An 18,030-nucleotide genomic window follows, 5' to 3' on the forward strand; every position below is an offset into this window, starting at 1 on the left:
TCATGGAGAAACCCGCAATGCCTGACCCACTGCGCACGGATCCACGCCGGTTTCCGCTGCATGTCCATATCAGCGTGATGTTCACCTTTTTGTTGTTGCTGACCGGGGCGGTGCTGGGGCTTTTCAACTACCGGCAAACCACACAGATCATCTTGTCCAGCAGCGAGAAACTCTTCAACCGCATTGAGCAGGATGTCCGGCTGGACCTGCACGCGACCTATGACCCCATTCGTCATCTGTTGAGCCTGCTGGCACTCAATCCGGCGGGCCAGTCCCCTGATCTGGAACAACGCCTGGCACTGCTCGAACCGTTCAGCCAGTCACTCGAAGACAACCCCAACCTGGCTTCGCTGTACCTGGGCTACGACAATGGTGACTTTTTCATGGTCCGCCCGCTGCGCACCCCAGCGGTCAATGCCCTGGTCAAGGCACCGGACACGGCGGTTTACCAGGTCTGGAGCATCGAGCACGACAGCAGCGGCCAGGCCCACTCCCAGTCGTTGTTTTTCGACCGGAACCTGGCACTTGTCAGCCGTCAGGACAACCTGAACGACACGTACGACCCACGCAATCGTGCCTGGTTTATCAGCGCCCATGGGGACAATGACCAGATCACCACCGAACCCTATATCTTCTTTTCCACCCACAATATCGGCACGACACTGGCACGACGCAGTGGCGACAAGGCAATCCTGGCCGCTGACCTGACCCTGGCCGAGCTCAGCGCGACCCTGGCCAAGCACGTCGTGACCCCCAATACCGAAATCGTGTTGTTCGATGCCGAAGGCAATGCCATCGCCTACCCCGACAGCCGCAGGCTGATCATCGATGATCAGACGTCCCGCCTGATCAAGGCGGCGGACCTGAGCCCCAGCCTGGGTGCGTTGCTCAACAGTCCGCCTCAAGGCAGTCGCCTGAACGCCAACGGCCGGCAGTGGATCGTGGCCCGCAGCAGCATGCAGGAAGGCGGCCCCCAAGGCCTGCAACTGGCGCTGCTGGTACCGGAAGACGAGTTGCTCGTCGACGCCTACCGGATGCGCTGGCAAGGTGCGCTCATTACCCTGGCAACCCTGCTGTTATGCGTGCCGCTGGGTTGGCTGACGTCGAGAGTCCTGGTCAAACCCTTGCGCGCCCTGGTGCAGGAGGCCGATGCGATTCGCAGCTTCGATTTCAATTTTCCGCTTTCCCGTCGCTCGCCGGTGCTCGAAGTCGACCAGTTGAGTGTGTCGATGGCACGGATGAAAGACACCCTGGCGAGCTTCTTCCAGATCACTGAGAGCCTCAGCGCCGAAACCCGTTTCGCCCCGCTGCTGGAACGGGTGTTGTTTGAAACCGTGAAAATCGGCCAGGCCCAGGCCGGCCTGATCTATCTGCGCGAAGGTGATGGCGAGCACATGGAACCCCACGGACTGGTGATCAACAACACCGCCGAAAACCTGCAAGCCTTCGACATCCGCGGACACTCGCTCAAGAACCCGCAAAGCCCCCCATGGCTGCATCAGTTGGCCAACGTCGACACTGTCGTCAGCAACCTGGGTTTCGAGCAGGCAGGTGACCTGCAGAAAATCCTGCTCGCGCTGGAAAGTCCCCGGGTCCATCTGATCGGGATCCGCCTGCACAATCGCCACAACGAAACCGTGGGTCTGCTGGTATTGCTGTTGGCCGACAGCGGCGAGCAGAGCGATCTGGACAAACTGCGGCCGGACCGCATTGCGTTTCTCCAGGCGGTGTCCGGCGCGGCCGCCGTATGTATCGAAAGCCAGCGCCTGCAAGCCCGGCAAAAACAGCTGCTGGACGCCTTCATTCAACTGCTGGCCGGCGCCATCGACGCCAAAAGCCCCTACACTGGGGGCCATTGCCAGCGCGTGCCGGAACTGACCCTGATGCTCGCCCAGGCGGCGGCAGACAGCCAGGAGCCCGCCTTCAGCGCTTATCAGCCAACCGAAGATGAATGGGAGGCACTGCACATCGCCGCTTGGCTGCACGATTGCGGCAAGGTCACCACCCCGGAATACGTTGTCGACAAAGCCACGAAACTGGAAACCCTGACCGATCGCATCCACGAAATCCGTACCCGCTTCGAGGTACTCAAGCGCGATGCCTGGGTAAGCTACTGGCAGGCCATCGCCCTGGGCGGTGACGAGCAAGCGCTGGCGGAACTGCGCAATGCCAGCCTGGCCGGGCTGGATGATGATTACGCCTTCGTGGCCCGTTGCAATCTCGGCGGCGAAGCCATGGCCGACGATGACCTGCAACGCCTGCGTCGCCTGGCTGAACGCACCTGGACCCGGACCCTGGATGACCGGCTGGGCGTGTCCTGGGAAGAAAACCGGCGTCAGGCCCGAACACCCGCTCCCGCCCTGCCCGTCAGCGAACCCTTACTGGCGGACAAACCCGAGCACTTGTTCGAACGCAGCGAAAACGAAGTGATACCGCAAGACAATCCCCTGGCCTTCAAGCTCGACGTTCCGCCCCACAAATACAACCGGGGCGAGCTGTACAACCTGAGCATTGTCCGGGGCACCCTGACGAGCGAGGAGCGTTATGTCATCAATAACCACATCGTTCAGACGATTCTGATGCTCAACCATTTGCCGTTCCCCGAGCACTTGCGCAGCGTCGCGGAAATAGCCGGCGGGCACCACGAAAAAATGGACGGCACCGGCTATCCGAAACGCTTGAAGCGAGAGGAAATGAGCCTGCCGGCGCGGATGATGGCGATTGCCGATATATTCGAAGCGCTGACGGCCGCCGACCGCCCCTACAAAAAAGCCAAGACCTTGAGCGAGGCGCTGGGCATCATGGCGTTCATGTGCCGTGATGCCCACATCGACCCGGAGCTGTTCGGGTTGTTCATCAAGGCACAGATCTATTTGCAGTACGCCAGGCGCTTCCTCGACCCCGGGCAGATCGATGCGGTGGATGCCTCGGGCCTGTTGGCCAAGGCCGGATTGGCATCTTGATCAGCAGTCGGTCAGGCGCAGGAAAATCGCCGCCAGCTGTTCGATTCCGGCCTGGTCCTGCGCGGTGAAACGCGCGAGTTTCGGACTGTCGAGATCGAGCACGCCGATCAATCGGCCGTCCTTTACCAGCGGCACCACCAGTTCGCTGTTCGAGGCGCTGTCGCAGGCAATGTGACCGGGGAACGCGTGCACATCTTCGACTCGTTGAGTCTGCAAGGTGGCTGCCGCCGCCCCGCAAACGCCGCGGCCAAACGGAATCCGCACGCAAGCGATCTGCCCCTGAAACGGGCCCAGCACCAGTTCTTCATTACGGTTGAGGTAGAAACCGGCCCAGTTCAAGTCATCGAGCTGGTTGAACAGAAACGCCGAGAACTGTGCGGCATTGGCGATGAAATCCCGCTCGTCCGCCAGCAATGATTCCAGCTGCGCGTGCAGCATGCCGTAGCCTTCGAGGCCCTGGCCGCTCTTTTGTAAATCGATCATGCCTTGTGCTCCAACAGTTTCAGCCCGACCCAGTAACGGGCAAATTGATAGGCACAACGCCCATTGCGATTGCCTCGGCCGGTGGCCCAGCGCACCGCCAGAATGTCCAGCTCCTCGGTGCGCTGCCAGGCCAGTCCGGCCTTGCCGGCCAACTGGCCGATCCAGTGTTCGACGACGTCGAGGAAGTGTTCCTGGGTAAACGGATAGAACGACAGCCACAGGCCGAAACGGTCCGACAGCGCGATCTTGTCTTCCACCGCTTCGCTCGGATGCAGTTCGCCGTCGACCCGTTTCCAGTTTTCGTTGTCACTTTCCTTTTCCGGCACCAGGTGGCGACGGTTGGACGTGGCGTACAGCAAAACGTTGTCCGGCGCCTGCTCCAGCGAGCCATCGAGGACGCTCTTGAGCACTCGGTAATCACCCTCGCCCGACTCGAACGAAAGGTCATCGCAAAACAGCACGAAACGCTGAGGCAGTTTGCCGATCTGTTCGACCACTCGCGGCAGGTCTGCCAGGTGATCACGTTCAATCTCGATCAAGCGCAAACCGGCTTGAGCGTGCTCAGCCAACAAGGCGCGCACCAGCGACGACTTGCCGGTGCCGCGCGAGCCCCAGAGCAAGGCGTGGTTGGCCGGCATGCCGTCGAGGAACTGCCGGGTATTGCGCCCAAGCTGCTCGACCTGCCGGTCGACGCCGATCAGGTCCGACAAACGCATGTCGAGGCTGACCTCCAGCGGCATCAGATAACCGCCACGCGACTCACGCTGCCAGCGCGCGGCCAGGCATTGCGTCCAGTCGATGGCTGGCCGAGGCGCCGGCAGCAACGGCTCGATACGGGCCAGAACGGCATCGGCGCGTTCAAGAAAAGCATTCAATCGAGAATCCACGACTTCTCCTCGGGCACGTTCACAGTAATGATGGTGATACAGCGACGAAACACAGCGTCACACAAGCGGCTGCCCCCGCAGTACATGCCTCGCGAGAACATCAGCAGGCAGGCATGATCGACTATGCTTGAGCAGCGAAAGGAAACCGAAGTGGTTCACCCCCCAATGGACATCAAATTCACCAACCGGCTGTCATTCAAGCAAGCCCGGCTTACCGTGCTGGTCGGTTTCATTCTGGGCACGCTGCTCAGCCTGCTGCAAATAGGCATCGATTATGCCAGTGAAGACGCCTCCATCAATCGTGAAATCCTTTCATTGCTGGAAATCAGCCACAACCCGGCATCGCGGATCGCCTACAACATCGACGCCGAACTCGCCAAGGAACTGACACAGGGCCTGCTGCGCTCGCCGGCGATCATCGGCGCAAAACTGACCGACAACAACGGCACCGTGCTGGCCAACGTCAAGCGACCCGGTGTGGAAAACGGTTACCGGATGCTCAGTGACTTCCTGTTCGGCGCCAACCGACAGTTCGATGACCGGCTTTACCTGGATCATATGCCCAACGAATCCCTGGGTACGCTGCGGCTGAACGTCGACACTTACGCCTTCGGCGACCGGTTCCTGCGCCGGGCCGAAGTGACCCTGCTTAATGGCTTCGCCCGCAGCCTGCTGCTGTCCGGCATCCTGCTGGCGCTGTTCTATGTGATGCTGACCAAACCCCTGGTGCGGGTCATCCGTGAACTCAGCGGTCGCGACCCGAGCAGCACCGAATCGACCTCACTGGAGTGTCCCACCGGGCATGCCAACGATGAGATCGGCGTGCTGGTCAAGGTTGCCAACCAGCAATTCAAGAACATCGCCACCGAAATCCAGCAGCGGCGCAACGCGGAAAACCGCCTGACCGAGTATCTCGGCCAACTGGAAAACATCGTCTCGGCCCGCACTGCCGAACTCAAGGCGATCAACACCCGGCTGAGTCAATCCAACGAGGAACTGGAAGCCGCCCGCAGTACCGCCCTCGACATGGCCGAAGCCCGCTCGGTGTTCCTGGCCAACATGAGCCATGAAATCCGCACCCCCCTCAATGGCTTGCTCGGGATGATCGCGCTGTCCCTCGACGGGCCGCTGAATGCCGAACAACAGCAGCAACTGTCGATCGCCCATGACTCGGGCAAAGTGCTGGTGGAGCTGCTCAACGATATTCTCGATTTGTCGAAGTTCGATGCCGGCCAACTCGAACTCGAACACATCCCCTTCGACCTTGGTTCGCTGATCGAAGACACCGCCAACCTGTTGTCGCAGAACGCCGCCCCCAGCGTCGAACTGACCTGCCTGATCGATCCGCATTTCCCGGCACTGGTGCTCGGCGATCCGACCCGGGTGCGGCAGATCGTCAGTAACCTGCTGTCCAACGCCCTCAAGTTCACCCGTTTCGGGCGGGTCGACGTGCGCCTGTCGACGTTCGGTGACGGCGTCAGGATCGAAGTGTGCGACACCGGCATCGGCATCCCCCAGGATGCCCAGGTCAAGATCCTCCAGCCTTTCACCCAGGCCGGCGCCGGTATTACCCGACAATTTGGCGGTACCGGGCTGGGCCTGGCCCTGACCTACAACCTTTGCGAAGCCATGCAGGGGCGCCTGACGATCAGCTCCGAGCCGGGTTTTGGCAGCCAGTTCTGCGCGGAGTTGCCATTGCCCAGCCATACCCGCGCAATGCCTGCTGTTTCGCTCAAGGGCAAAGTCATCGCCATCACGGCCGCCAGCAGCGGGCTGGGGGAACTGTTGAACAGCCTGTTGCCTGTCTGGGGGCTGGACTATGAACGGCGTTCCATGGATGACCCACTGCTTGGCCTGGCAGCCGACGTGCTCATCACCGACTGCCCCGAATGCCTGTTCAATTTGCGCCCCACCCTCAGCGCGCCGATCCTGCTGATCACCGCTTACGGCAACTTCATGCCCGGCGAAGAGGCCAACGCCCTCGCCCCCCTGCAACAACAGGCCCGCCCCCTTGCCCGCAATACACTGCTGCAGACGTTGCAGCGGATCCTGCAACCGCAAACCCACCCGATCAATGAGGCCCGGCTCGACACCCAATGCCCTCAACGCCGCGGGAGCGTGCTGTTGGTGGAAGATAATCCGGTCAACCAGTTGGTGGCCAAGGGTATGCTCGGCAAACTCGGCTGCGAGGTCATCACCGCGGCTCATGGTGGCGAGGCCCTGGATCAACTCGAGCAACGGGATTTCGACCTGGTGCTGATGGACTGCAACATGCCGGTGATGGACGGCTATGAAGCCAGCCGGCAAATCCGCCGCAGCGGACGCTGGCCCCAACTGCCCATCGTCGCCCTGACGGCCAACGCCATGTCGGAGGAGCGCGAACGCTGTCGTGCCGCGGGCATGAGCGACTACCTGGCCAAACCCTTCCGGCGCGAAGAACTGGCCGCCCTGCTGGACTTGTGGGTCCCCGCTACGACAGCGCCTTGATCTGCCCCAACAGGTGATCGAGGCCATCGCGCAAGTCGTTGAGACGATTGAGATCGACCCCGCTGTCGCACAACAGGCGCGCCTTGAGTGGCCCGACCCGGTCGCGCAAGGCCGTGCCGGCTGGCGACAGGCTCAGGTGCACTTCACGCTCATCGCGCGCCGAACGCTGACGCTGCACCAGTTGCAGTTGTTCCAGGCGCTTGAGCAAGGGTGTCAGCGTGCCGGAATCCAGGGCCAGACGCTCGCCCAATGCCTTGACGGTCGGCTGCTCCGGGGCCGCTTCCTGCCACTCCCACAACACCAGCATCGCCAGGTACTGAGGGTAAGTCAGGCCCAACTGATCGAGCATGGGCTTGTAGGCGCGAATCACCGCCCGGGAAGCCGCGTACAGCTTGAAACACAGCTGGCTGTCGAGCTTCAGGGAATCGACTGACAAGGTGTTCATTTGAGCAGGGCTTCGATCTCGCGGGTCAGGTCCTGCGGCTTGGTCGCCGGGGCGAAGCGCTTGACCAGTTGCCCGTCCTTGCCGATCAGGAACTTGGTGAAGTTCCACTTGATGCCCTGGGAACCCAGCACCCCCGGTGCGCGCTTTTTCAATTGCACGAACAGCGGATGGGCGTCGGCACCGTTGACGTCGATCTTTTTGAACAGCGGGAAGCTGACGCCGAAGTTCAGTTCGCAGAACTCGGAGATGGCCCCTTCGTTGCCCGGCTCTTGCTTGCCGAACTGGTTGCAGGGAAAACCGAGCACCACCAGGCCCTGGTCCTTGTAGGTCTGCCACAGCTCTTCCAGGCCTTTGTACTGTGGAGTGAAACCGCATTTGCTCGCGGTGTTGACCACCAGCACGGCTTTGCCGGCGAAGTCCGCCAGGGTCTTTTGCTCACCCTTGATCGTGGTGCAAGGGATGCTCAGCAGGTTGTCGCTCATGTTTGAGGTTCCGATTGAATGGACGAGATAACAAAGTAGCGAGCAATTGAATTGTGTGCAATTTAAATATCCGGAAAGCGATCACCGGATCGCTTCAGGGACTTACCCGCGGGGCACCAGGTCCAGGCACACCGAATTGATGCAATAACGCAGGCCCGTCGGCGGTGGCCCATCGGGGAATACATGCCCCAGGTGCGCGTCGCATTTGGCGCAGACCACTTCGGTGCGGATCATGCCGTGGCTGACATCACGGATTTCGGTCATGGCGCTGTCGCCGATCGGCGCGTAGAAACTTGGCCAGCCGCAGCCGGAGTCGAACTTGGTCCTGGAGTCGAACAGCGGTTCGTTGCAGCAGATGCAGTGGTAGATACCGTCGGTCTTGGTGGCGTTGTATTTGCCGGAAAACGGTCGTTCGGTGCCCTTGAGACGACACACGTTGTACTGCTCTGGATCGAGCATTGCCTTCCATTCTTCCAGGGTTTTTTCCAACTTTTCCATCATCACACCTCAGCGGCTGAAAAAGCCCGATCTGTACCTTTTCCACGGATCGGGCGGCACGTATGATTGCGCCTCGTCAAACGCCAGTCTGGCAGCCAGTCCACGCGCATTCAAACGGAAATATGGGTGCTGCCTCTCAAGGCGTCAGGCCTGTGTGAATACGCAGGATTCCCAGCACGGTTGCCCAAACGCCGTCTGGATCGTTCATTTTCGGGAACACATCGCCATGCAGGTCAGCAAATCGAACAAGCTCGCCAACGTCTGCTACGACATTCGCGGCCCGGTGCTCAAGCACGCCAAGCGCCTGGAAGAGGAAGGCCATCGCATCCTCAAGCTGAACATCGGCAACCCGGCGCCTTTTGGTTTCGAAGCGCCGGATGAAATCCTCCAGGACGTGATCCGCAACCTGCCGACCGCCCAGGGCTACAGCGATTCCAAGGGCCTGTTCAGTGCGCGCAAGGCCGTCATGCAGTACTACCAGCAAAAGCAGGTGGAAGGCGTCGGCATTGAAGACATTTACCTGGGCAACGGCGTTTCCGAACTGATCGTGATGTCGATGCAGGCCCTGCTCAACAATGGCGACGAAGTGCTGGTGCCGGCGCCGGACTATCCATTGTGGACCGCAGCCGTGAGCCTGTCCGGTGGCAATCCGGTGCATTACCTGTGTGACGAGCAAGCCAACTGGTGGCCGGACCTGGCCGACATCAAGGCCAAGATCACCCCGAACACCAAGGCCCTGGTGATCATCAACCCGAACAACCCGACCGGCGCGGTGTATTCCAGGGAAGTACTGCTGGGCATGCTGGAACTGGCCCGCCAGCACAATCTGGTGGTGTTCTCCGACGAGATCTACGACAAGATCCTCTACGACGATGCCGTGCACATCTGCACCGCCTCCCTGGCGCCGGACCTGCTGTGCCTGACCTTCAACGGTCTGTCCAAGTCCTATCGCGTGGCCGGTTTCCGTTCCGGCTGGATCGCCATTTCCGGCCCGAAACACCACGCCCAGAGCTACATCGAAGGCATCGACATGCTGGCGAACATGCGCCTGTGCGCCAACGTGCCGAGCCAGCATGCGATCCAGACCGCCCTGGGTGGCTATCAGAGCATCAATGACCTGGTGCTGCCCCAGGGCCGCCTGCTGGAGCAACGCAACCGCACCTGGGAGTTGCTCAACGACATTCCGGGCGTGAGCTGCGTCAAGCCAATGGGCGCGCTGTATGCGTTCCCGCGGATCGACCCGAAGGTCTGCCCGATCCATAACGACGAAAAGTTCGTCCTGGATCTGCTGCTCTCCGAGAAGCTGCTGGTGGTTCAAGGCACCGCGTTCAACTGGCCATGGCCAGACCACTTCCGCGTCGTGACCCTGCCCCGTGTCGATGACCTGGAGATGGCCATCGGACGCATCGGCGGCTTCCTCAAGTCCTACCGCCAGTAAGCGATCCGTCACCGTGCGACGCCCCGAACGTCGCACGGTGATTCATCCGGCAACATTTGTTTGCATTGCGCCACTGGCAGTCGCTTTGTCGCTGCCGGACAGCGCCTTGCCTGCTCGCGCCTAACAAAGGCGGGGCCTTCGACACGAATTGACTGACAAACACTTCCCGCACACTTGTCGGAAATGCCCTGCAAGCAGCTAGACTGTTGCCGTAGGACACAGTTTGAAATAGTCACCCTGTTGAATACCCCGGTGCAGCACCTTATATACCCCGCAGTACGCTACATCTTTAGCATGAGGAGATTTCTACAACCATGATGCGCATCCTGCTGTTCTTGGCCACTAACCTGGCGGTCGTGCTGATTGCCAGCATCACCCTGAGCCTTTTCGGCTTCAACGGGTTCATGGCGGCCAATGGGGTTGATCTCAACCTCAATCAGCTGCTGATTTTCTGTGCGGTCTTTGGTTTCGCCGGTTCCCTGTTCTCGTTGTTCATCTCCAAGTGGATGGCGAAGATGAGCACCAGCACCCAGATCATCACCCAGCCACGCACCCGTCACGAGCAATGGCTGCTGCAAACCGTCGAGCAACTGTCCCGCGAAGCCGGGATCAAGATGCCCGAAGTCGGTATATTCCCGGCCTACGAGGCGAACGCCTTCGCCACCGGCTGGAACAAGAACGACGCATTGGTCGCCGTGAGCCAGGGTTTGCTCGAGCGTTTCTCACCGGATGAAGTGAAAGCCGTCCTGGCTCACGAAATCGGCCACGTAGCCAATGGCGACATGGTTACCCTGGCGTTGATCCAGGGCGTGGTGAACACCTTCGTGATGTTCTTCGCACGGATCATCGGCAATTTCGTCGACAAGGTGATCTTCAAGAACGAAGAAGGCCAGGGCATTGCCTACTACGTGGCGACCATTTTCGCCGAACTGGTTCTGGGCATCCTGGCCAGCGCCATCGTCATGTGGTTCTCGCGCAAGCGCGAATTCCGTGCCGACGAAGCCGGTGCAAACCTGGCCGGCACCGCCGCGATGATTGGCGCCCTGCAACGCCTGCGGGCGGAACAAGGGCTGCCGGTGCACATGCCCGACACCCTGAACGCCTTCGGCATCAACGGTGGTATCAAGCAAGGGTTCGCTCGCATGTTCATGAGCCACCCGCCGCTGGAAGAGCGTATCGACGCTCTGGCTCGTCGTCGCGGCTAAGAGACTTCACAGCAAAAATGAAAAGGCCCGCAGCGATGCGGGCCTTTTTTTGTCTGTTCAAAAGCTTCAGTGCTTTTCAGGGCCCCTTCGCGGGCAAGCCCGCTCCCACAGGATCTGTGAACGCCACAGATCATTGTGGGAGCGGGCTTGCCCGCGAAGAGGCCGGGACTAACAACTAATTACTGACTGGAAACCCGATACACCCGCTCCTCAAGCCGCGTGACACCTGCCTCCAGAAACTTCCCGCTCTCGCTCAACACATCCTGATCCTCCAGGATCTTCAGCGCCCATGAGTCCCCGAACAACCGCCGCACCTCATCATCGAGCACAGCAAACGGCGGACCGGGCATTTGCGCCTGGTCATAGTCCAGGGTAATCAACAGGCCATGGGACTCCTTCGGCAGAATCCGCTTCAAATGGGCGGCATAGCGCTCTCGCATTTCCGCCGGCAACGCGATCAACGCCGCGCGATCATAAAGTGCGGAGCAATCGGCAACATCGCCTGCCGTCAGCTCGAAGAAATCGCCGCACCACAGCTCAATGGAACCAGCCCGATAAACCTTGAACGGCCCCTGCTCGCTGACGGCCGGATCGAAGCCATGTTCGCTGAAAAACTCCTCGACGGCTTTTTCCGACAGCTCGACTCCCAGGACCTCATGGCCTTGATGGGCGAGCCAAAGCAAATCCAGGCTTTTCCCACATAACGGCACCAACACGCGTGCGCCTTCTTCAAGGCTCAACGCTGGCCAGAACCGTTTCAGATGAGGGTTCACCTGCGGCAGGTGAAAGCCGATCTGGTTCGCCGCCCATTTCTTGTGCCAAAACTCCGGCTGCATAAATAACCCCGAAAATTCGATCAAAACACCCTAAAACTTATATTAGATTTAGATTAATGATCTGACTGAAGATGTTGCATCTTAACTCTCAGGAGCTCATTCATGTTCCCCAGCCTGTACATATCCCACGGCTCCCCCATGCTCGCCCTGGAACCCGGCGCCAGCGGGCCGGCACTCGCCCGCCTGGCCGCCGAAATACCGAAGCCAAAAGCCATCGTGATTGTTTCCGCGCACTGGGAAAGCAATGAGCTGCTGGTCAGCGACAATCCACTACCTGAAACCTGGCATGACTTCGGTGGCTTTCCCAAAGCCCTGTTCGAAGTCCAGTACCCGGCTCCTGGCGACCCACGACTCGCCGCAGAGGTTGCCGAGTTATTGAAATCCGCTGGCTTTCCAGCACGTATCGACAGCAATCGGCCTTTCGACCATGGCGTCTGGGTGCCGTTATCGCTGATGTACCCGCAGGCAGACATCCCGATTGTCCAGGTTTCATTGCCCACCCGTGGCGGCCCCGCCCTGCAGACCCGCGTTGGCCACGCGCTGGCCAGCCTGCGCGAGCACGGGGTGCTGCTGATAGGCTCCGGCAGCATCACCCACAACCTGCGGGAACTGGATTGGCATGCCGGCCCCGAGAGCGCTGAGCCCTGGGCCCGATCCTTCCGTGACTGGATGATCGAGAAACTCGCCGCGAACGACGAAGCCGCATTGCACGACTACCGCGCGCAAGCACCGAATGCTGTGCGCAACCATCCCAGCGACGAACACTTGTTGCCGCTTTACTTTGCCCGCGCCGCCGGCGGGCCGTTCAGCATTGCCCACCAGGGCTTCACCATGGGTGCACTGGGCATGGACATCTATCGCTTCGGCTGACGCTTTTGCGCACGGCAAAAAAAATCCCCGAACCAGTCGGGGATTTTTCATGTTCGATCAATCAGCCCGAGAGCGGATCAATCTTCGCGGTAGCGACGCAGCTTCAACTGCTTACCGGCAACGCGAGTGTCCTTCAGCTTGGTCAGCAACTTCTCAAGACCATCTTCCGGCAGCTCGACGAGGCTGAAGCTGTCACGCACCTGGATGCGACCGATCGCTTCACGCGCCAGACCACCTTCGTTGAGGATGGCGCCCAGCAGGTTCTTGGCAGCGATACCGTCACGCGCGCCCAGCGCGGTACGGCAACGTGCACGGCCTTCGCCCAGTGGCATCGGAGCACGACGCTCGCGGTCGCCACGCTCAGGACGATCACCGGAACGCTCTGGACGATCGCCACGCGGTGCATTGTTCGGCACCAGTGGACGTTCTTTCTCGATAGCGGCCAGGGTCAGCGCTTGAGCGTTGGTAGCCTTGCGCAGCAGAGCAGCGGCCAGGGCACGCGGGCTGCAACCGATGTCGGCGGTCAGACGATCCAGCAGATCGCCATGAGTCGATTCGGCATCAGCCACCAGCGGCGACAGGCTGTTGGTCAGTTTCTTGATGCGCGCATCCAGAACGGCTTGAGCGTCTGGCAGGCGAACTTCAGCAACCTTTTGACCGGTTACACGCTCGATCACTTGCAGCATGCGGCGCTCACGCGGAGTCACCAGCAGCAGTGCACGACCTTCGCGACCGGCACGGCCGGTACGGCCGATACGGTGAACGTAGGACTCTGGATCGTACGGCATGTCAACGTTGAACACGTGAGTGATGCGCGGAACGTCCAGGCCACGAGCAGCAACGTCGGTCGCCACAACGATGTCCAGACGGCCATCCTTGAGGGAGTCGATCACGCGCTCACGCTGGTTCTGGGCGATGTCACCGTTCAGCGCAGCGGCTTTGTAGCCTTTGGCTTCCAGGGCACTGGCCAGGTCCAGGGTCGCTTGCTTGGTGCGCACGAACATGATCAGGGCGTCGAAATCTTCCACTTCCAGCAAGCTGAGAACGGCCGAAGTCTTCTGGTCAGCGTGAACCAGCAGGTGAGCCTGCTCGATCGCGGTAACGGTCTGGGTCTTGGTCTGGATCTTCACGTGTTGCGGATCGCGCAGGTGGCGTTCAGCAATGGCACGGATCGACTGCGGCAGGGTGGCCGAGAACAATACGGTTTGACGGGTGACAGGAAGGGCCTTGAAGATAACTTCCAGGTCGTCCATGAAGCCCAGTTTGAGCATTTCGTCGGCTTCGTCGAGAACCAGGTGGTTCACGGTCGCCAGTACTTTTTCGTCGCGACGCAGGTGGTCGCACAGACGGCCCGGAGTGGCGACAACGATCTGTGCGCCATTACGGATTGCTTTCAGCTGTGGGCCCATCGGCGCGCCGCCGTAGACAGCCACAACAGTTACGCCCGGCATTTGCTTGGCATAGGTTTCGAAAGCGGTTGCAACTTGTAGCGCCAACTCACGAGTTGGGGCCAGGATCAGGGCTTGCGGTTCGCGCTTTGCAGGATCGATGCGATGCAGGATCGGCAGGGCGAACGCAGCGGTTTTACCCGTACCGGTTTGCGCCTGACCAATCATGTCGTGACCGGCCATGATGATCGGGATCGATTGCTGCTGAATAGCCGATGGCTCTTCGTAGCCAGTCGCGGTGACGGCTGCAAGAATATTCGGATTAAGATTAAAAGCGGCGAAGCCGCCGGTTTCCTGGGTCATGGGTCTGCCTCTAAGTGCATCCGCAAAGACCCATGCTCCAAAGCTGCGCGTGCCGTGTTGAGACTCAAGAGTCGCCCTGGCAGCTTTGTCGGCGGGGATTTGCGAAAACGAATGAATGAAAAGAATCGTCAAGGAAGAGTCCGCTGGGCGGACGTGCAGCCGAAGCTGGCTTCGGGGAATTGCGCTACCTAAACGCGGCCCGGTTAAAGGCCGGCGCGCACTATACCGGAATTCGCCCAAAAAGGGAGCTTTTTTTATCTAAAATTCACCGGATACACCGTTGTGTCACAGGCTTTGCGAATAATCGATCAGCCGTCTATTTTTCAAAGGCCCGGCCTTGCGGGTGATGGCGCTAAAACGGTTCACCCCTTGCCGTGCAGACCGCCGGTCTGACACGCCTTTCCCACCCCGAGGACCGCTCCATGAATCAGCCCAGTTCCAGTCGAGTCAGCCGCGAACGGCATGGCCATGTGTTCCTGATCGGTCTGGATCGGGTGGCCAAGCGCAATGCCTTCGATCTCGACCTGCTCAACGCGTTGAGCCTGGCCTATGGCGAGTTCGAAGCCGACAGCGAGGCGCGGGTGGCGGTGGTGTTCGCTCATGGCGAGCACTTCACCGCCGGGCTCGACCTGGTCAATGCCAGCGTCACACTGGCAGATGGCTGGCAGGTTCCGCCCGGCGGCTGTGATCCGTGGGCGGTGTTCGCAGGTCCCAGGGTCAGCAAACCGGTGATCGTCGCCGCCCAGGGCTATTGCCTGACCATCGGCATCGAATTGATGCTGGCCGCCGACATCAACCTGTGCGCCAGCAATACCCGGTTCGCACAAATGGAAGTGCAACGCGGGCTCTTCCCGTTCGGCGGCGCCACCCTGCGCCTGCATCAAGTCGCCGGCTGGGGGAACGCCATGCGCTGGTTGTTGACCGGTGATGAATTCGACGCCCGTGATGCCTTGCACCTGGGTCTGGTGCAGGAGGTCATGGCCAGTGAGGACTTGCTACCCCGGGCGATTGAGCTTGCTGAGCGGATTGCCCGTCAGGCACCGCTTGGGGTGCAGGCGACGCTGATGTCGGCGCGACAGGCCCGGTATGAAGGGGAAACCGCCGCGGCACAGGCGTTGCCTCTGCTGGTCAAGAAGTTGATGGCTAGCGAGGACGTCAAGGAAGGTGTGCGGTCGATGGTGGAGCGGCGACCTGGAGTCTTCAAAGGGCTTTAGCCTTTGCAGTGGCTTTGATGGCCCTTTCGCGAGCAAGCCCGCTCCCACAGGGGATCGCGGTCAAATGTGGGAGCGGGCTTGCTCGCGAAGGGGCCCTCACAGGCGCCAACCTAAGTCGCCGGACGAATGCACTTGATCAACGAATCCAGCGAATACCCCAACCGTGGCGCCAGCGCTTCGGCGCGGGCGATCAGGCCGTCCATGTCCAGTTCCTGATCCAGCTCCGACGGCACGATCAGAATCACGTTGCCCTCCTTCACCGGCAGCTCCCAGTAATGTCGGTGGTACAAACCGCGCAACAAGGCAGCGCCCAGGGGTTTGCCATCGTCGGTAGCCCACTGATTGATGACCAGCCAGCCACCCGGATTCAATCGCTTCTGGCAGTTTTCCAGAAAGCTCCAGGCCAGATGCCCGACACCCGGACCGACGTCGGTATAAAGGTCGACGAAAATCAGGTCCGCCGACTCAGCGGTGTCCAGCAGCTCCAGCGCATCGCCAACGCGGATGTACAGGCGCGGATCGTCATCCAGCCCCAGGTACTCGATGGCCAGGCGCGGCACATCCGGGCGTAGTTCGATGGCTTCGACATCTTCCAGCGGCAGGAACTTGAGGCAGGCCTGGGTCAGCGTCCCGGCTCCAAGACCGAGAAACAGCGCACTTTCCGGTTGCTCGTGGCACAGCGCACCGATCAGCATCGCCCGGGTATAGTCATACTCGAGCCAGCTCGGATCCGCCGTGAACACGCAGCTTTGCTCGATGGCATCACCGAACTCGAGAAAACGGTAATCGGCCACTTCCAGCACGCGAATCACGCCGAACTCGTCCTGTACCTCGGCGAGCAAATGCTCGACGCGCTCCTCAGTCATTTCATCTCCTGATCGTCACCGGGGCCGGCAACGCAATAACACCGCGTGTAGAGAGCGGCAAAGGCGAGATTGTCGGCGAAGCGACTGGAACAGGTCACGCACTAATTTGCTGATAACATGGACGTCCGAGCGAAAACACTAGAGACCGTGATGAGCCAACCCTGGAGCCCTGACAGCTGGCGCGCCCTGCCGATCCAGCAACAACCCCGATACCCCGACGCCGCGCATTTGCAGCAGGTCGAGCAAACCCTGGCCAGCTATCCGCCGCTGGTGTTTGCCGGTGAAGCCCGGGAGTTGCGCCGTCAGTTTGCCGAGGTGACCCAGGGCCGCGCATTTCTGTTGCAGGGTGGCGACTGCGCCGAAAGCTTCGCCGAATTCTCCGCGGCGAAAATCCGCGACACCTTCAAGGTGTTGTTGCAGATGGCGATCGTGATGACTTTTGCCGCCGGTTGCCCGGTGGTCAAGGTCGGGCGCATGGCCGGGCAATTCGCCAAGCCCCGTTCGGCCAATGACGAAACCATCGATGGCGTGACCTTGCCCGCCTACCGTGGCGACATCGTCAACGGCATCGGCTTCGACGAAAAAAGCCGCGTGCCGGACCCGGAGCGCCTGCTGCAGTCCTACCACCAGTCCACCGCCACCCTGAACCTGTTGCGCGCGTTCGCCCAGGGCGGGTTTGCCGATCTGCATCAGGTGCACAAGTGGAACCTGGACTTCATTGCCAACTCGGCGCTGGCGGAAAAGTACAGCCACCTGGCCGACCGTATCGATGAAACCCTGGCGTTCATGCGTGCCTGCGGCATGGACAGTTCGCCGCAGTTGCGCGAAACCAGTTTCTTCACCGCCCACGAAGCGTTGCTGCTGAACTACGAAGAAGCCTTCGTGCGTCGCGACAGCCTGACCAACGATTACTACGACTGCTCGGCCCACATGCTGTGGATCGGCGACCGCACCCGTCAGCTCGACGGTGCCCACGTCGAATTCCTGCGCGGGGTGAACAACCCGATCGGGGTCAAGGTCGGCCCGAGCATGAACCCGGACGACCTGATTCGCTTGATCGATGTGCTCAACCCGCAGAACGATCCGGGTCGCCTGAACCTGATCGCGCGGATGGGCGCAAACAAGGTCGGCGATCACTTGCCGCAGCTGATCCGCGCCGTCCAGCGCGAAGGCAAGCAGGTGCTGTGGAGTTCCGACCCGATGCACGGCAACACCATCAAGGCCAGCAGCGGCTACAAGACCCGCGACTTTGCGCAGATCCTTGGCGAAGTGAAGCAGTTCTTCCAGGTGCACGAGGCCGAAGGCAGTTATGCCGGTGGTATCCACATCGAAATGACCGGGCAGAACGTGACCGAGTGCATCGGTGGTGCGCGGCCAATCACCGAGGATGGCTTGTCGGATCGGTACCACACCCATTGCGACCCACGGATGAATGCCGATCAGTCGCTGGAGTTGGCGTTTTTGATCGCTGAAACTCTGAAGCAGGTTCGGCGCTAGATTTTGCTTGTCTGATAGACCGCCATCGCGGGCAAGCCCGCTCCCACAGGGTTCGCGTCGTACACATGAATGGTGACCGACGCGGTCATTGTGGGAGCGGGCTTGCCC

General features: G+C 60.6%; 15 protein-coding genes. 7 read left to right on the forward strand and 8 right to left on the reverse strand.

From position 1 onward, the window contains the following. Positions 1–17: 17 nt before the first annotated feature. Positions 18–2,963 (forward strand): HD domain-containing phosphohydrolase, encoded by a 2,946-nt coding sequence (locus AC3IX1_RS20290; protein ID WP_489385568.1) that lies wholly within the window; start codon positions 18–20, stop codon positions 2,961–2,963. On the opposite strand, the gene AC3IX1_RS20295 is transcribed toward AC3IX1_RS20290, so the two are convergent. Continuing rightward, complete coding sequence (locus tag AC3IX1_RS20295) at positions 2,964–3,446, reverse strand: GAF domain-containing protein (protein ID WP_057713828.1); 483 nt, start codon at positions 3,444–3,446, stop codon at positions 2,964–2,966. Next, positions 3,443–4,333, reverse strand: coding sequence for an ATP-binding protein (locus tag AC3IX1_RS20300; RefSeq protein ID WP_150756002.1), 891 nt, complete (start codon positions 4,331–4,333; stop codon positions 3,443–3,445). The genes AC3IX1_RS20295 and AC3IX1_RS20300 overlap by 4 nt, the downstream gene beginning before the upstream one ends. Positions 4,334–4,456: 123 nt before the next feature. Here AC3IX1_RS20300 and AC3IX1_RS20305 point away from each other — a divergent pair, with 123 nt between their 5' ends. Further along, the gene (locus AC3IX1_RS20305) at positions 4,457–6,820 is read left to right on the forward strand and encodes a hybrid sensor histidine kinase/response regulator (RefSeq protein ID WP_489385569.1); all 2,364 of its coding nucleotides are present in this window, start codon (positions 4,457–4,459) and stop codon (positions 6,818–6,820) included. On the opposite strand, the gene AC3IX1_RS20310 is transcribed toward AC3IX1_RS20305, so the two are convergent. The 3 genes from AC3IX1_RS20310 to msrB all read right to left on the reverse strand — a co-directional run bounded on the left by AC3IX1_RS20310 (position 6,804) and on the right by msrB (position 8,245). Next, on the reverse strand, positions 6,804–7,265 hold the full coding sequence (locus AC3IX1_RS20310) for a MarR family winged helix-turn-helix transcriptional regulator (RefSeq protein ID WP_489385570.1): 462 nt from the start codon (positions 7,263–7,265) through the stop codon (positions 6,804–6,806). The two genes, AC3IX1_RS20305 and AC3IX1_RS20310, sit on opposite strands and share 17 nt — an antisense overlap. Then, positions 7,262–7,747 (reverse strand): glutathione peroxidase, encoded by a 486-nt coding sequence (locus AC3IX1_RS20315; protein WP_056727098.1) that lies wholly within the window; start codon positions 7,745–7,747, stop codon positions 7,262–7,264. The genes AC3IX1_RS20310 and AC3IX1_RS20315 overlap by 4 nt, the downstream gene beginning before the upstream one ends. Before the next feature lie 102 nt (positions 7,748–7,849). Then, positions 7,850–8,245, reverse strand: a complete 396-nt coding sequence (gene msrB, locus AC3IX1_RS20320; RefSeq protein ID WP_489385571.1) for a peptide-methionine (R)-S-oxide reductase MsrB — start codon at positions 8,243–8,245, stop codon at positions 7,850–7,852. Between the two features lie 226 nt (positions 8,246–8,471). On the opposite strand from msrB, the gene AC3IX1_RS20325 reads away from it, so the two are divergent. Then, positions 8,472–9,683: a pyridoxal phosphate-dependent aminotransferase gene (locus tag AC3IX1_RS20325; protein WP_489385572.1), complete on the forward strand. Its 1,212-nt coding sequence runs from the start codon at positions 8,472–8,474 to the stop codon at positions 9,681–9,683. A 314-nt stretch (positions 9,684–9,997) separates the two neighbouring features. Next, positions 9,998–10,888, forward strand: coding sequence for a protease HtpX (gene htpX, locus AC3IX1_RS20330; RefSeq protein WP_007973520.1), 891 nt, complete (start codon positions 9,998–10,000; stop codon positions 10,886–10,888). A 179-nt stretch (positions 10,889–11,067) separates the two neighbouring features. On the opposite strand, the gene AC3IX1_RS20335 is transcribed toward htpX, so the two are convergent. Then, on the reverse strand, positions 11,068–11,724 hold the full coding sequence (locus AC3IX1_RS20335) for a thiopurine S-methyltransferase (protein ID WP_489385573.1): 657 nt from the start codon (positions 11,722–11,724) through the stop codon (positions 11,068–11,070). A gap of 102 nt (positions 11,725–11,826) precedes the next feature. Here AC3IX1_RS20335 and AC3IX1_RS20340 point away from each other — a divergent pair, with 102 nt between their 5' ends. Beyond that, positions 11,827–12,594, forward strand: coding sequence for a DODA-type extradiol aromatic ring-opening family dioxygenase (locus tag AC3IX1_RS20340; RefSeq protein ID WP_489385574.1), 768 nt, complete (start codon positions 11,827–11,829; stop codon positions 12,592–12,594). 77 nt (positions 12,595–12,671) lie between these two features. On the opposite strand, the gene AC3IX1_RS20345 is transcribed toward AC3IX1_RS20340, so the two are convergent. After that, positions 12,672–14,345, reverse strand: a complete 1,674-nt coding sequence (locus AC3IX1_RS20345; protein WP_150756007.1) for a DEAD/DEAH box helicase — start codon at positions 14,343–14,345, stop codon at positions 12,672–12,674. 422 nt (positions 14,346–14,767) lie between these two features. Between AC3IX1_RS20345 and AC3IX1_RS20350 the strand changes: the two genes are divergently transcribed. Next, positions 14,768–15,559, forward strand: coding sequence for a crotonase/enoyl-CoA hydratase family protein (locus AC3IX1_RS20350; protein WP_489385575.1), 792 nt, complete (start codon positions 14,768–14,770; stop codon positions 15,557–15,559). 110 nt (positions 15,560–15,669) lie between these two features. Here the strand turns inward: AC3IX1_RS20350 and AC3IX1_RS20355 are convergent, their stop codons facing one another. Continuing rightward, complete coding sequence (locus AC3IX1_RS20355) at positions 15,670–16,425, reverse strand: spermidine synthase (RefSeq protein ID WP_108229894.1); 756 nt, start codon at positions 16,423–16,425, stop codon at positions 15,670–15,672. Positions 16,426–16,575: 150 nt separating this feature from the next. Here AC3IX1_RS20355 and AC3IX1_RS20360 point away from each other — a divergent pair, with 150 nt between their 5' ends. Further along, positions 16,576–17,922 carry a class II 3-deoxy-7-phosphoheptulonate synthase gene (locus AC3IX1_RS20360; RefSeq protein WP_150759484.1) on the forward strand — a complete coding sequence of 449 codons (1,347 nt, stop codon included), beginning with the start codon at positions 16,576–16,578 and terminating at the stop codon, positions 17,920–17,922. Positions 17,923–18,030 lie beyond the last annotated feature (108 nt).

It is taken from the genome of Pseudomonas sp. KH_046_2 (assembly GCF_057838985.1).

Excerpts from the sequence above, each read along its gene's own strand:
- AC3IX1_RS20355 (WP_108229894.1), bottom strand. The coding sequence starts at position 16,425 with ATGACTGAGGAGCGCGTCGAGCATTTGCTCGCCGAGGTACAGGACGAG.
- AC3IX1_RS20295 (WP_057713828.1), bottom strand. The coding sequence starts at position 3,446 with ATGATCGATTTACAAAAGAGCGGCCAGGGCCTCGAAGGCTACGGCATG.
- AC3IX1_RS20325 (WP_489385572.1), top strand. The coding sequence starts at position 8,472 with ATGCAGGTCAGCAAATCGAACAAGCTCGCCAACGTCTGCTACGACATT.
- msrB (WP_489385571.1), bottom strand. The coding sequence starts at position 8,245 with ATGGAAAAGTTGGAAAAAACCCTGGAAGAATGGAAGGCAATGCTCGAT.
- AC3IX1_RS20345 (WP_150756007.1), bottom strand. The coding sequence starts at position 14,345 with ATGACCCAGGAAACCGGCGGCTTCGCCGCTTTTAATCTTAATCCGAAT.
- AC3IX1_RS20290 (WP_489385568.1), top strand. The coding sequence starts at position 18 with ATGCCTGACCCACTGCGCACGGATCCACGCCGGTTTCCGCTGCATGTC.
- AC3IX1_RS20310 (WP_489385570.1), bottom strand. The coding sequence starts at position 7,265 with ATGAACACCTTGTCAGTCGATTCCCTGAAGCTCGACAGCCAGCTGTGT.
- AC3IX1_RS20360 (WP_150759484.1), top strand. The coding sequence starts at position 16,576 with ATGAGCCAACCCTGGAGCCCTGACAGCTGGCGCGCCCTGCCGATCCAG.
- htpX (WP_007973520.1), top strand. The coding sequence starts at position 9,998 with ATGATGCGCATCCTGCTGTTCTTGGCCACTAACCTGGCGGTCGTGCTG.
- AC3IX1_RS20335 (WP_489385573.1), bottom strand. The coding sequence starts at position 11,724 with ATGCAGCCGGAGTTTTGGCACAAGAAATGGGCGGCGAACCAGATCGGC.
- AC3IX1_RS20350 (WP_489385575.1), top strand. The coding sequence starts at position 14,768 with ATGAATCAGCCCAGTTCCAGTCGAGTCAGCCGCGAACGGCATGGCCAT.
- AC3IX1_RS20305 (WP_489385569.1), top strand. The coding sequence starts at position 4,457 with ATGCTTGAGCAGCGAAAGGAAACCGAAGTGGTTCACCCCCCAATGGAC.
- AC3IX1_RS20315 (WP_056727098.1), bottom strand. The coding sequence starts at position 7,747 with ATGAGCGACAACCTGCTGAGCATCCCTTGCACCACGATCAAGGGTGAG.
- AC3IX1_RS20340 (WP_489385574.1), top strand. The coding sequence starts at position 11,827 with ATGTTCCCCAGCCTGTACATATCCCACGGCTCCCCCATGCTCGCCCTG.